Source organism: Sphingomonas agri (genome assembly GCF_038148795.1).
GTDB classification, from domain to species: domain Bacteria; phylum Pseudomonadota; class Alphaproteobacteria; order Sphingomonadales; family Sphingomonadaceae; genus Sphingomicrobium; species Sphingomicrobium agri.
In genome coordinates, this window is record NZ_JBAPEU010000002.1 from 572,727 (window position 1) to 586,338 (window position 13,612).

Here is a 13,612-nt window from a genome sequence, read left to right on the forward strand (position 1 = left end):
AGATGGTGCATATTCATGCGTATGACCGATCTCAAGGAGCGTCGGCAGCGGGCAATCGCGGACCTTATCCGGGAAAACGCGCTGTCGAGCCAGGAAGAGCTTGCCGAGCGATTAGGTTCCCTGGGCTTTCTGGTGACCCAGGCGACCGTCTCGCGCGATCTTGAGCAACTGGGCGCAATCAAGGTCCGGCGCGATGGCCATTTGAGCTATGCTCTCCCGGAAAGTGCGCCGAACCGTGCCAGCCCCCGCCTTGCGGCGGTGTTCAGGGACTGGGTCCGTTCCGTTGAGACGGCGGTCAACCTCGTTGTCATCAAGACGCCTCCCGGCTCCGCGCATCTCGTGGGGGTCGTACTGGACCAGTCGGAGCTTGCCGAGGTCGTCGGAACGATCTGCGGTGACGACGCGATCTTCATCGCCTGCCGCAGCTCCGCCGAAGCCGAGGCGCTGAGCGTCAAGCTTCGAGGCGAACTGCACTAGGGCTTGCCGCACGAACATGATGCGGCAATCATGAGTGCGTGCATGTTCGCGCCGCGCTCCTCAGCCTGCTGCTCCTCATGACCGCGAACGCCCAGGCGGCCGAGCGGCGCCCGCGTGCACGGGAAGCAGGCATTGCCATCGGGATCCTTCCAACCGGCCCTCTCAACGCAATCACCGATGTTGCCGGCGTGAGGGTCGGACAGGTCACGATCATCGAAGGTGCAACAGTCCGTACGGGCGTGACCGCGATCCTGCCGCATGGCGGCAATCTCTACCAGGACAAGGTCCCTGCAGGGTTCGCGGTCGGGAATGCCTATGGCAAGTTCATGGGCTCGACGCAGGTCAGGGAACTTGGTGAGATCGAAACGCCGATCGTGCTCACGAACACGCTCAGCGTCCCTGAAGCTGCCGCCGGAACCATCGAATGGACCCTGAGACAGCCCGGCAACGAAGATGTCCGGTCGGTCAACGCCATCGTCGGCGAGACCAATGACGGCACGCTTAACGACATCCGTGCCCGCAAGGTGCGATCTACCGACGCGCTCGCCGCGATCGAGCGGGCTCACGGCGGCCCCGTCGAGGAGGGCGCGGTCGGCGCCGGCACCGGCACGATTTGTTTCAGCTGGAAGGGCGGGATCGGGACCAGTTCGCGCCAGCTTCCTGGAAGCCTTGGCGGCTGGACGGTGGGTGTTCTGGTTCAGACGAATTACGGCGGCGTTCTCCAGGTCGCGGGTGTTCCCGTCGGCCAGGCACTCGGCAAGTATTATCTCAAGGACGAGCTTTCCAAGGCTAGCGGCGATGGCTCGGTGATCGTCGTCGTCGCCACCGACGCCCCTCTTTCTGACCGCAACCTGGAGCGGCTAGCCCATCGGGGTCTCCTTGGCATCGCACGCACGGGCTCACCCATGACCAATGGTTCGGGCGAATATGCCCTCGCCTTTTCGGTCAATGACCAGGTTCGCCGGACTTCCGAGCGGCGTGCCCAGCCGAGCCCGGTGGTCGACCTGCCCAACGAGCAGATGTCGCCTCTGTTCGAAGCCGCCGTCGAGGCAGCAGAGGAGGCGGCCATCAATTCCCTGTTCGCCGCGACACCGATGGACGGCAATGGCCGCCACGTCGACGCGCTGCCGATCGAAGAGGTGGTGAAGCTCTACCGGCGCGCGCGCGGTCAATAGCGGCCGTAGCGCCCGCGTACGCTGTCGATCAGCTTTCGGCTGTCGAATCCCACGCCGTCCTTGAAGACGAGGACTACCTTCTCGACGTCCGCGATGTTCGCGGCAGGGTTCCCGCCGACGATGAACAGGTCAGCCTCCTTGCCCGGGGCAATCGTGCCGATGCGATCGGCGAGCCCCAGAAAGATCGCTCCATTGAGAGTTGCGATCCGGATCGCTTCCACCGGCGAGAAGCCTGCCTCGACCAGCAGCTCAATTTCGCGTTGATCGCCGAAACCGGGAATGACCCCGCCATTGCCGGTCGGATCAGGCCCCGCGAGCAGCAGGCCTCCGGCAGCAACAAACTGGCGTTCGAGGCCCAGGTCGTTCTTGTAGGCCTCCGCGAAGGCTTCTCCCTTCGCCGTTGAACCGCGGCTCGCGGCAAGGTTGCGCAGGTAAAGATAATCCTCTCGGGCCTGGGGGGTCAGGACGGCCATCGCGCGCGGGTTGAGGGGCGCGTGAAGCGCAAGGCTCTGCTCGAACACCGGCAGGGTGGATGTAACCGCGACGTGCCGATCGACCAGAAGCTTGATGAGCGCATTGGCTTCGATGCTGCCGGGCTTCATCGCCTGCAGGGTCGGCGTCCCGGTCGTTGCCGTGCACGTATCAGGCTGCTTGCCCGGATCGAGCTGCGTATTGACAAAAAAGCCGTGCTCGAGGTCGTCGATGCCAAGCGCTGCAGCTTCCGGATAGGTGACGGAGCAAAGGTGACCCGTGATTTTCAGATGACGGCGGTGAGCCTCGTCGATTGCGGCTTTGAGCTCGGCCCGCGTGATGTTCATGTAGGCCTTGAACGAGGTTGCTCCCTGCTCTGCCCAGAAGCCCACCGTGCGCCGCGCATCCTCAGGCGAGGTGATCTGGTGCATCTGGATGAACGGGCTGCCGGAGCCCTCGAGATAGGGCGCGGTCACGTCCATGTGAGGGCCCGCGAGCTTGCCGCTGTCGATAGCGGTCTTCACGTTGAGATCGGTATAGGGTTCGACGCTCCCGGTGGTACGCATCGTCGTGACCCCGCTGCCGAGATAGAGCCGCGGCGCGCTGAACGTCATTTGCGGGACGTCGAGCGGGCTTTCTGAATGGCCGCTCGCATCGAGGTTGGGCCGAGCGATGTAGAACATGTGGTTGTGCATGCCCACGAGTCCCGGCATCGCCGTTTCGCCGGTTCCGTCAAGAAGCCGGTAACCCGCCGGTATTGGCGAACCGGACTTGAGGACGGCCCCGATCTTTGAACCGTCGATCAGCAGGGTCGCGTTCTCGATCGGCGCGGCACCCGTGCCATCGATGATGCGAAGATGCTGGATGGCGATCTGGCCTCCAGGTACGTGGACGAAGGCCTGGACGTCCGCGGAGAGCGCGGGCGGCGGTGCAAGAACCGACGCACCGATCGCGGCCGATGACAGCGCAGTAGCCGCGCAAGCTGCAAGAAGCCGGAAATCCATGGGCGCTCCTCCAATCCGGACGTTAGCTTGCATGCCGCCGCGATGACCGCAACGGGTCCCCTGGCCAGTCAGAAGTTCGCACCGAATGTGGCCAAAATTTCATGGTCTCGGACGACTGACTTGCGGCTAGGGTCAGTCCGAGCAGATGTTGGAAGGATATCATTCGTGCGTTCGCTTTTCATTACGGCGCTTGCCCTGGTTTCTTCGTCAGCCGCAGTTGCCGCAAATCCTGCCTATCACGCCGCGGACCAGATCAAGGCGGCGGACGGCGGCTGGGATCTGCTCAGCGTCGATCCGATGGCCAAGCGCCTTTACGTGGCGCGCCGCGACGCGGTGACGGCCGTCGACCTTGCAAGCGGCAAGGTCACCGACAAGCTCGCTGCCGCGGACGGCGGTCATGCCGCCCTCGCAATTCCCGGCACGAGCAACGTCCTCGTCACGAACGGAAATTCCAACACGGCGACGATCATCGATGGTCGCACCGGTGAGGTGCGCTCGACCCTTCCGACGGGAAAGAAGCCGGACGCTGCCACTTATGACCCCGCGACGCATGACGTGTGGATCATGACGCCGGGCGATGGAGGGATCACCGTGATCGATCCGCGGTCAGCCAAGGTCCTTGGCCAGGTTGCGGTCGGGGGTTCACTGGAACTTGGAGCATCGGACGGCCGCGGCCATCTCTATGTCAACGTCGAGGACCGCAACGAGGTCGCAGTGATCGATACCCGGGCAAGGAAGGTGCTGAGGCACGAGCCGCTCCCGGGTTGCGATGGTCCGACCGGTATCGTTTATGATCCCGCCACGCGCGAGACCGTCTCGGCCTGCGCGAACGGCGTTGCCGTCATTCTCTCCGCGGCCGGCAAGCCCGTCGCCTCCATTCCCATCGGGAAGCGTCCCGACGGCGCAGCCTTCGACGAACGCCGCCATGTCGCACTCATACCCTCGGGAGCGGACGGTAGCCTGTCGGTGATCGAGCTTGCTCCAGTGGCACGTCTGGTCGAAACCGTGCAAACGGCGAAAAGCGCGCGCACGATCGCCCTCGACCCCTCGACGGGCCGTGCCTACCTGCCGGCAACCGATCTTCAGCCTGCGGTCGGCAACGAGCGGCCGAAGGCCGTTCCGGGCACCTTCCGCATCCTTGTCGTGGCGCCCGTGGCGGCGACGCACTGAACGAGACTTCGATCTTGGATCAGTGCGGCGCTGGAATATCTGACCATCAATCAGGCCGGCCTTTCGGGCTGGAGGGAAGGCCCCCTTGGGCGCCACCTAAGTGGAACCTCGCTACCGGCCTCCCCGTTTGTGACGCGTGGACAATGTTCATTCGCTCGAGCGCAAGCCTGCGCTGATCAAGCCGGCGCCAGCCGCGGAGGCCTTCTACTCGGAAGTCCTCAAGCACATGGCCCAATCGGGAATTCCGTTCCTCGTGTCGGGCACTTACGCGCTCGCAAGCTATACCGGTATCGATCGCCCGACTAAGGACGTCGACGTCTTCGCCAAGGCCGGCGATGCCCTCAAGATGCTGCATTATTTCAAGGGACAGGGCTTCGACGTGGAGATCGTCGATGAGCGCTGGCTCTACCGCGTGACACGGGGCGAACTTTTCGTGGACGTGATCACCAACATGCCCACGGTCACGACGCACGTCACTGACCTCTGGTTCGTGGGCGCGCCCGAAACCGAGCTGTTTGGAGCCAGGGTGAAACTCGTTCCGCCGACCCAGTTCATCTGGTCGAAGATCTTTGTCCAGGATCACCACCGCTACGACATGGCCGACGTCGCGCACATGATCCTCAAGTGCCATGAAGCGATCGACTGGAAGCAATTGCTCAGCCACATGGAGCTCTACTGGGAAGTGCTGCTGATGGCCCTCCTCAACTTCCGTTTCATCTATCCCAGTGAGCGGCATTGCGTTCCAAGATGGTTGATGAACGAGCTGCTCGAACGGCTGCAGGACCAGGCCGACATCACCGGACCGGGCAAGAAAGTCTGCCGCGGACGCATATTCTCTCCGCGAGACTATTCGATCGACGTGGACCGCTGGGGCTTCTCGGACGCGGTCGGTAATCTCGAAGAGCAATATGGCGAATAACCGTCCGATGCGGGTGGCGGCAATTGGCGATCTTCACGTGCAGGAGAACGATGAAGCTCCCTACCGTGAGCTGTTCACCGAAATTTCCAGCCATGCGGACGTTCTGCTCCTGTGCGGCGATCTCACCAATTTCGGCAAGGAGAGGGAGGCCGAAATCCTCGCCGAGGACATCAAGTCCTGCACGATCCCGGTGCTCGGCGTGCTCGGGAACCATGATTACGAATGCGGATGTCCCGAGAGGGTCTGCGAGATCCTTCACGGCGCAGGGATGGTGGTGCTCGATGAGCAGGCGCACGAAATCGACGGGGTCGGCTTTGCCGGCGTCAAGGGATTTCTCGGCGGCTTCGGACGAGGCGAACTCGCACCGTTCGGCGAGCCCATCGTCAAGGCATTCGTGGATGAAGCCATGAAAGAGGCCCGCAAGCTAGAAAACGCCCTGCGCACGCTGCGCACCGAGCGCAGCGTCGCCGTTCTCCATTATTCGCCGATCACCGGCACGCTGGAGGGCGAGCCGGCCGAAATCTTCCAGTACCTGGGAGCACAGCGCCTCGCCGAACCAATCGACCGGTTCGACCATGTGAAAGCAGTCGTGCACGGCCACGCGCACCACGGTACTTACGAGGGGCGCACGCCGCTTGGAAAACCGGTGTACAACGTCGCGCAGTTCGTGGTCCGGCCAAAATTTGGCCGCCCCTATGCAATGCTTGAGATCTGAGCTTCGGCGATTTTCCGTTTGCGGGTTCTGCCTCACGCAAAAGACAGTCGTCGCGCTGCTACTGCTGCGGCCAGCTTTCGAGGATATCGACAAAGCGCGTCAGCCACGCATTGGTCTGGTGCCCGTCGACGACCCGGTGGTCGATGGTGAGCGTTACGTAGGCCATTGGTCTGATGAGGATCGCGTCCTGGCCGCCAACTTCGCGGACCACCAGCCGCTTCTCGAGCTTGCCGACACCGAGGATCGCCGCCTGTCCCTGGTGAAGGATGATGGGAGCAGCAAGTAGCGATCCGGAAACGCCGTGATTGGAGATGGTGAAGCTTCCGCCGGAAACATCGGACCTCTCCAGCCTGCCCTCGCGCGCGCGCTTCGTCAGGTCATCGAGCCTTGCACCGATCTGCTCGAGCTCGAGCCTGCCCGCGTCCTTTACTACCGGGACGACCAGCCCCTTTTCACCCAGGGCCGTGCCGACGCCCACATCGATGGTCGGCGACACGCTAATGCGGTCCTTTTCCCAGCGTCCATTGATCGCCGGCGCCGCCGCCATCGCATCGGCCGCTGCCTTGACGATGTAGGCGGTGTAACTGAGCTTCACGCCCTTCGCGGCCATCGCGGCCTTGTGCGCCGCGACGCTTGAGAAGTCCGCCTCGAACACGGCGGTCACGTGCGGCTGGTCGGCAACTGCACGAACCATGTTTTCCGCGATGGTGAGCCGCATGCGATCGTGCGGAATATCCTGCGGATTGAACTGACGCGGCTGGGCGGTGGAAGGCTCGCCGATGCTGACGATCGTTGCCGATGCAACGACGCGATCAATATCCTCGCGGGTGACACGCCCGTTGCGGCCGGTGCCCTGGATCCTTGTCGGATCGACCCCGTGCTGGAGGCAGGCGCGGCGGACCGACGGGCTCAGCCTTGTTTCGTTCTCCCCTGGCCCGCGAACATGATCTGTCTTTTCCGGCGATCCTTGCTTCCTGGCCTGGGCAGGCCCGGAGAGCGCCTCTGCGGCGGCAGGCTCGACAGCAATACCCTGTTCGATCCTCGCCAAGAGGGCCCCGGGCACCGCTTCTGCGTCCGTATCGAGCAGAATTTCGGCAAGAACTCCGGCCGCGGGCGCGGGAACTTCCTGCGTGACCTTGTCCGTTTCAAGTTCGACCAGCGGATCGTTTTTGGCGACCGCATCGCCAATCTGCTTGAGCCAGGCACGGACGACCGCCTTGGTACCTTCCTGTTCGTCAGGGACGCGGACCTCGATCAAGTCAAAAACCCACGAGGCGTTCAATCTCGGGCCGAATTCGGGCCGGAGACGGCAGCGCCCACTCCATCAGTTTGGGATGATGCGGACTGGGGATGTCGGGCATGGTCACCCGCGCAACCGGGGCATCGAGGTCGAGAAAGGCTTCGTCCGCGACGACAGCAGCAATCTCCGCGCCGAACCCGCCCGTCCGCAGGTCCTCGTGGACGATGAGGCACCGACGCGTCCGGCGGACGCTTTCAAGCACCATGTCCTTGTCCCAGGGTTGCAGAGTGCGAAGGTCGATGACGTCGGCACTGAAGCCTTCGGCGGCCTCTTCGCAGCGCGGCACCATCGCACCCCAGGTCACGATTGTGATCGAGTCGCCTTCGCGCGTTTTCCTGGCCCGTCCGAACGGTAGCACATAGTCGTCTCCGGGCCACGGGCGCCGCGCCCAGCTGTCGTCGAGCATGGCGCGATGCTCGAAGAAGAGCACGGGGTCGTTCCCGCGCAGACTTCCGCGCAGCAAGCCGGCCGCGTCCTCGGCATTGGAAGGGACTGCGACCTTCCATCCAGGATTGTGCACGAACTCGACCTCGTTGGTCATCGAGTGCCAGGGATCGCCGCACTTGAAGAACCCGCCGGGCACGCGCAGCACCATCGGCGCCGCGAAGCGGTTATGGGTCCGCCAGCGCATGGTGCCGGCGTCGTGAATCTGCTCGGTCGCGGGCTCGGCATACTTCCGGAACTGGATTTCGGGGACGGGCATGAGCCCTGCAAGCGCCATTCCGACCGCCCGCCCGACAATACCCTCCTCGTTGAGCGAGGTATCAAACACGCGCTCGGAGCCAAACTTGTCCTGGAGTCCAAGTGTTACTGCATGAACGCCGCCCTTGGGCCCGACGTCCTCGCCAAATGCAAGGAGGCGCGGGTTCGCTTCAAGTTCCTGGTCGAGCACCCGGCGGATGGCAGTGACCATGTTGATGCGCTGACCCTCGCCCTGCGGCTGATCGGTCGAGGCAGGCTGCCTGTAGCCACTGCTCCAAAGACCTCCGACCTGCTGCAGTTCGCCTTCGAAAAAGACATTGCTCGTGACGGTCTCGGGAGAGGATACCCCCCTCGCCTCCGCCTCTGCGAGCCCCGCCTGGACTTGCCAGGCGACCTCGCGCTCGAGGTCAGCCCAGGCATCCTCGCCGACCTGACGTTTCGCACAATGTGCCTTGAGCTTGGGCAGCGGGTCGCGCTGCCACTCTGCCACGACTTGTTCCTTGGTTTTATAGGTCTGCGTATCCTGGTAGCTGTGGCCCTCGAGCCGCGGCACTCTGAGCCGCAGAAGTGCCGGAGCCTGCTGCTCCCGGACATGGCCAACAGCATCCTCGATCAGCTTGGCCGCCTCGGCCGGTTCGGTGCCATCACCGTTGAAGATGGCCAGCCCGGAAAAGGTCGCGAGATTGGCCGCAATATCTTCGCCAGGAGTCTGATAATGAGAGGGAACCGAGATCCCGTACCCATTGTCCTCGACATAGATGAGCAATGGCAATCTTTGTGTCGTCGCAATGGTTAACGCAGACCAAAATCCGCCCGTCGCGCAGCTCGCGTCTCCTCCGAGCACCAGGGAGATCGCATCGAGAGGACCCTCCTTCAACACGTGCTGCTTGTATTTGATCGCCTGTGCCCAGCCGGCCGCGGGCGTATATTGTGCTCCGACGCCCCCGCACATCGGAAGCGCATGCGCGCCGCCCGGATTGGGATAGTTGAAAACGACCCCGATATCGCGCCCGTCAGAATAGCCGCCGGCAAGGCCCATCCCCGAGCCAAGCGCGTCGGCGAGTGGAACACCGAGCGCGAGCAGCAGCGGCCTAGACCGATAATATCCGAAAGCGCCGTCACCGTCCTTGAGCTGAAGGCCGAGCAACACCTGGGCCATATCATGACCACGCGCGCTGAACTGGTAGAGCACCTTCTTGGCGGGAACCAGTTCCTGCTCCTCGAGCCGGTCCATCTCCCGGCTGGTGAGCACCAGGCGCGCGACCTCGCGCCAGTCCACGTCGGCCGACACTCGGCCCGGGTCGCGATCAGCCATGGTCGTTCTACGCGTCCAGTGCGCCGACCACGGCGGTGATAAATCGATCGATCTTGCTGTCGCCCATGCCGACCACGTTGAAGCGGCCGCTGTCGGCCATGTAGATTCCATCGTCCTTCCGAAGCTTCAGCACCTGTTCCTTGCTGAGCGGGAGCATCGAGAACATGCCGAACTGGCGACCGATGAAAGAGATTCGCGGATCAGCGGCTGCGATCCGCTGCCGCACCGAGTTGATACGGTCCCGCATCCCCTGGAGTTCGACGAGCCAGCGCGCGCGAAGCTCCGGGTCATCGAGGATGATGTGGATCGCGGCCGCGCCATGGTCGGGAGGCATCGACCACATTTCCCGGGCGATCTGGTGGAGGTGCGCCATTGCCGTCCTCGTCGCGTCTGCCGACCTGGTCTTGACCCACACGGACCCGACGCGATCACGATAGACGCTGAAGTTCTTGTCGCAGCTCTGTGCAATGACTACTTCGTCGCAGGCATCGAGCATCAGCCGAACGCCGAAGGCATCCTCGTCGAGACCGCGTCCGAAGCCCTGGTAGGCAATGTCAATCAGGGGCGTCAGCCCGCGCTCGCTTACCACTCGAACGACTTCACGCCATTGCTCTTCGCTGAGGTCGGCGCCGGTCGGATTGTGGCAGCAGCCGTGAAGGAGGGCGACGTCGCCCGGCTCGCCCGACTGAAGCGCCGCGATCATGTCCTCGAAGCGGATGATCGCCTGGCCGCGCTCGTAATAGGCATATTCAACGGCCTTGAGGCCAACCGCCGTGACGATCGGCGGATGATTTGGCCAGGTCGGCGTGCCAAGAAAGACGCGCGCGTTCGGATTGGCTGCCGCGAGAAGCTCGAACCCTAGCCGAAGGGCCCCGCAGCCACCGGGAGTCTGAAGACCGACGATGCGTTCGTCGCCGGCATGCTGGCCAAGAAGGACGGGTCGGAGCAACTCGGTAAACCGCTTGTCGCCAGAACTGCCGAGATAGGCCTTGGTCGACTGCGTATCGAGAAGCCGCTGCTCGGCTTCCTTCATTACCTTGAGGATGGGAGTGTTCCCTGCACCGTCGCGGAAGACGCCGACGCCGACATCGATCTTGTCGGGCCGCGGGTCGGCATTGACCATGCCGATGAGCGCGATGAGGGAGTCACTCTGCACCTCCGGCAGATCGGAGAGGCCGCGGGTGTCGGTGCGGGTTAGCATGGAAGGCCGATTAGCCCAGTCACGCATCGTAATCCACAGCGACGCCATCAGCGAGCGGTACCGACTGGCAGGTCAGCACATAGCCTTCCGCGACTTCCTCGTCCGTGAGTCCGTAGCGGGCAGCCATCTCGACCTCCCCCTTAGTCACTTTCGCACGGCATGTCGCACAAACGCCGGCCTTGCATGCAAAGGGTGCAGGAAGGCCCGCCGCGCGAGCACTGTCGAGGATGTTGCCCTTCGTGAAGGGCACGCGGCGCGTGCGGCCGTCGAGGGTCACTGCAACGCTCACCCCTTCAGCCTTGGTCTGAAGTTGCGCAATCTCGCGCGATACGGCTTCGGGTGGCCTGTCCGCGGTGAAGCGCTCGATGTGGATCCGGTCCTTGGGGATGTTACGGTCGAGCAAGGCCCCTTCCGCAGCGTCCATCATCGGGCCGGGTCCGCAGATGAACCAGCCCTCCACCTCTGCCATATCGGGAATCAGCGCCGGGATGACTTCCTCGAGGCGCTTGCGGTCGAGCATTCCGTTGAAGAGCTCGATGTCCTGTTCCTCCGCATCGAGGAAATGATAGACCTCGAAGCGGCCGAGATACTTGTCCTTCATTCCCGCCAGCGCCTCGAGAAAGATGACCGAGCTGCTGTCGCGGTTGCCGTAGAGCAATGTGAACCGGCTCTTGGGCTCCTCGGCGAGGAGGGTCTTTATCAGCGAGATGACGGGGGTGATCCCCGACCCTCCCGCAATACCGACGAGATGACGGCTGTTCTGAGCATCGAACGACGTGGTGAAACTGCCGTGCGGCACCATCACCTCGAGGGTATCCCCGGCCCTGAGCGCGTCGCCGACCCAGTTCGAGAAGAGTCCCCCGCCAATCCTTTTCACGGTGACCATCCAGTCAGCGTCGCGCGGCGCGGTGCACAGGGAATAGTTGCGGCGAACTTCCGTCCCGTTGATGGTAGCGCGAAGAGTGAGGTGCTGGCCTGCGGCAAAGGCGAAGCTGTCGCGCAGCTCGGCCGGAATTTCAAAGCGGATGGAATTGGCTTCGGCGGTCTCCGGAACGATCTCCGCGACCTTTAGCGCGTGAAAATGGACACTCATTACCAGCTCGCGTCGGGATAGGTTCGCGGCAGGAATTGCATGATCGCCAGCAGATGGCCGAGATGCTCGCTATGATGTCCCCGACGGCCGCCGAGGATCGGGCGCTGTTCGGCGGGCGCCGCCAGCCGCGCTGTCTCCAGCACGCTTTTGATCGAAGAGCGATACTCATCTTCAAATTCGCGTGGATCGGGGGCGATCCCCTGGTCGATCGCTGCCTGGAGCGTGTCGTCCACCTCGAACAGCTCGGGCACGAACCTCCAGCACCAGTCGAGACCGTCGGCCATCCGGGCCGAGCTTTCCGCGGTGCCGTCGCCCAGGCGAATTGTCCAGTCGGCAGCGAGGTCACGATGGTACGCGACTTCCTTGACCGCCTTGTGCGCGAAATCCGAGAGGAACTTGTCACTCGACTGAGTCAAGCGCTGAAACAGGAGATGCTGCCAGGTCGCATACAGGAAATGGCGCGCAATCGTCTGCGCGAAGTCACCGTTAGGTTGCTCGACCAAGAGGCAGTTCCTGAAATCGAGCACGTCGCGATGGAATGCCAGCCGGTCTCCATCGCCCGCATCATTGAGCAGTAGATTTGCCTGGCCGACGAGGTCGAGCGCGAGATTGGCGAGGCTGATGTCGACTTCGAGCACCGGTCCGTGACCGCACCATTCGGACAGGCGCTGCCCGAGAACCAGCGCATCGTCGCCCAGGCGGAGCAGATAATCGTGGTGAGCAGGGTCGCGTCCAGGCTCGGCAGGCGCGTCGAATACGCCCGAACCGATTGCTCCCCTCGGCACGTCGATCGGCGGCAGCGAAGCCATCAGATGTGCTTCACCTCGTCCGGGATCTCGTAGAAGGTGGGATGCCGGTAGATCTTGCTTTCAGCCGGCTCGAAAAGCTCGCCTGCATGGTCGGGATCGCTCGCGACGATCTCGGCCGAGGGCACGACCCAGAGGCTCACTCCTTCCATCCGCCGTGTGTAAGTGTCGCGCGCATGCGCGAGCGCGAGCTCCGCGTCAGGAGCATGAACACTGCCAACGTGGCGATGCGAAAGGCCGCCCCTCGAGCGGACGAATACTTCCCACAGCGGCCAGTCACTGCTCACGCCGCCTTCCTCGCGCGCCGCTTCTCCTCATGCGCCGCCGCGGCCTCGCGTACCCAGGCACCCTCGTCCCACGCCTCCCTCCGGGCCTTCATCCGCTCCTTTGCGACAGGGCCCTCGCCCCTGACAACGGCGTAGAACTCCTCCCAGTCGATTTTTCCGAAATCATAGCTGCCCCGCTCCTCGTTCCAGGAAAGGTCGGGGTCGGGAACGGTGAGGCCGAGGAAATCGGCTTGAGGCACCGTGATGTCGACGAACTTCTGCCGGAGCTCGTCATTGGTCTCGCGCTTGATCCGCCACCGCATCGACTGAGCGGTGTTGGGACTGTCGGCGTCCGGCGGTCCGAACATCATGAGGCTGGGCCACCACCACCGATTGAGGGCATCTTGCGCCATCCGCTTCTGTTCGGAGCTGCCATTCGCCAGGGCGATCATGATCTCGTAGCCCTGCCGCTGGTGGAAGCTTTCTTCCTTGCATATGCGGACCATCGCTCTTGCATAGGGTCCGTATGACGTCCGTTGCAGCGGGACCTGGTTCATGATTGCAGCGCCATCGACGAGCCAGCCGATCGCCCCGATGTCGGCCCAGGTAAGCGTCGGATAATTGAAGATCGTCGAATATTTGGCTTTTCCGGAGTGCAGCGCCTCGATCATCTGCTCACGGCTCGTGCCCAGCGTCTCCGCAGCGCAATAGAGATAGAGTCCGTGTCCGGCCTCGTCCTGCACCTTCGCGAGGAGAATCGCCTTGCGCCGAAGCGAGGGTGCCCTCGTGATCCAATTGCCTTCGGGAAGCATCCCGACGATCTCTGAATGCGCGTGCTGGCTGATCTGCCGCGTCAGCGTGCGCCGATACGCCTCCGGCATCCAGTCCTTGGGCTCGATGAAGTCATCTGCAGCGACTCGCGCCTCGAAGGCGTCGAGTAGCTTGGGGTCCTCGAGATTCTCGATCTTCGCGGTCTTCTGGAGCTCGGTCGTGTACAT

Annotated in this window: 13 protein-coding genes; 5 read left to right on the forward strand and 8 right to left on the reverse strand. The window is 63.2% G+C overall.

Translation table 11 applies throughout. From position 1 onward, the window contains the following. Positions 1 to 15 precede the first annotated feature (15 nt). Both argR and V8192_RS09600 read left to right on the forward strand, forming a co-directional pair. Positions 16 to 477, forward strand: coding sequence for an arginine repressor (argR, locus tag V8192_RS09595; protein ID WP_341632851.1), 462 nt, complete (start codon positions 16 to 18; stop codon positions 475 to 477). 38 nt (positions 478 to 515) lie between these two features. Further along, entirely contained in the window at positions 516 to 1,652 is a 1,137-nt protein-coding gene (locus V8192_RS09600; RefSeq protein ID WP_341632852.1) for a DmpA family aminopeptidase, read from the forward strand. On the opposite strand, the gene V8192_RS09605 is transcribed toward V8192_RS09600, so the two are convergent. Next, positions 1,646 to 3,127, reverse strand: coding sequence for an amidohydrolase family protein (locus V8192_RS09605; protein ID WP_341632853.1), 1,482 nt, complete (start codon positions 3,125 to 3,127; stop codon positions 1,646 to 1,648). The two genes, V8192_RS09600 and V8192_RS09605, sit on opposite strands and share 7 nt — an antisense overlap. Positions 3,128 to 3,292: 165 nt before the next feature. On the opposite strand from V8192_RS09605, the gene V8192_RS09610 reads away from it, so the two are divergent. The 3 genes from V8192_RS09610 (at position 3,293) to V8192_RS09620 (ending at position 5,931) form a co-directional block, all read left to right on the forward strand. Beyond that, entirely contained in the window at positions 3,293 to 4,297 is a 1,005-nt protein-coding gene (locus V8192_RS09610; RefSeq protein ID WP_341632854.1) for a beta-propeller fold lactonase family protein, read from the forward strand. Positions 4,298 to 4,433: 136 nt separating this feature from the next. After that, positions 4,434 to 5,216, forward strand: coding sequence for a nucleotidyltransferase (locus V8192_RS09615; RefSeq protein ID WP_341632855.1), 783 nt, complete (start codon positions 4,434 to 4,436; stop codon positions 5,214 to 5,216). Continuing rightward, positions 5,206 to 5,931, forward strand: a complete 726-nt coding sequence (locus tag V8192_RS09620) for a metallophosphoesterase family protein (RefSeq protein ID WP_341632856.1) — start codon at positions 5,206 to 5,208, stop codon at positions 5,929 to 5,931. The genes V8192_RS09615 and V8192_RS09620 overlap by 11 nt, the downstream gene beginning before the upstream one ends. A gap of 58 nt (positions 5,932 to 5,989) precedes the next feature. Here the strand turns inward: V8192_RS09620 and V8192_RS09625 are convergent, their stop codons facing one another. The 7 genes from V8192_RS09625 to paaA are packed head-to-tail and all read right to left on the reverse strand — an operon-like array spanning position 5,990 to position 13,612. Beyond that, the gene (locus V8192_RS09625; protein ID WP_341632857.1) at positions 5,990 to 7,189 is read right to left on the reverse strand and encodes a dihydrolipoamide acetyltransferase family protein; all 1,200 of its coding nucleotides are present in this window, start codon (positions 7,187 to 7,189) and stop codon (positions 5,990 to 5,992) included. A 1-nt stretch (position 7,190) separates the two neighbouring features. Continuing rightward, on the reverse strand, positions 7,191 to 9,248 hold the full coding sequence (locus V8192_RS09630) for an alpha-ketoacid dehydrogenase subunit alpha/beta (protein ID WP_341632858.1): 2,058 nt from the start codon (positions 9,246 to 9,248) through the stop codon (positions 7,191 to 7,193). A 7-nt stretch (positions 9,249 to 9,255) separates the two neighbouring features. Then, positions 9,256 to 10,449: an amino acid aminotransferase gene (locus tag V8192_RS09635; RefSeq protein WP_341632859.1), complete on the reverse strand. Its 1,194-nt coding sequence runs from the start codon at positions 10,447 to 10,449 to the stop codon at positions 9,256 to 9,258. Between the two features lie 19 nt (positions 10,450 to 10,468). Beyond that, positions 10,469 to 11,542 (reverse strand): 2Fe-2S iron-sulfur cluster-binding protein, encoded by a 1,074-nt coding sequence (locus tag V8192_RS09640; RefSeq protein WP_341632860.1) that lies wholly within the window; start codon positions 11,540 to 11,542, stop codon positions 10,469 to 10,471. Next, positions 11,542 to 12,351 carry a 1,2-phenylacetyl-CoA epoxidase subunit PaaC gene (gene paaC / locus V8192_RS09645; protein ID WP_341632861.1) on the reverse strand — a complete coding sequence of 270 codons (810 nt, stop codon included), beginning with the start codon at positions 12,349 to 12,351 and terminating at the stop codon, positions 11,542 to 11,544. The genes V8192_RS09640 and paaC overlap by 1 nt, the downstream gene beginning before the upstream one ends. Continuing rightward, positions 12,351 to 12,635 (reverse strand): 1,2-phenylacetyl-CoA epoxidase subunit PaaB, encoded by a 285-nt coding sequence (gene paaB / locus V8192_RS09650; RefSeq protein ID WP_341632862.1) that lies wholly within the window; start codon positions 12,633 to 12,635, stop codon positions 12,351 to 12,353. The genes paaC and paaB overlap by 1 nt, the downstream gene beginning before the upstream one ends. Then, a complete protein-coding gene (gene paaA, locus V8192_RS09655; protein WP_341632863.1) occupies positions 12,632 to 13,612 on the reverse strand; it encodes a 1,2-phenylacetyl-CoA epoxidase subunit PaaA in 981 nt (326 codons plus the stop codon). The genes paaB and paaA overlap by 4 nt, the downstream gene beginning before the upstream one ends.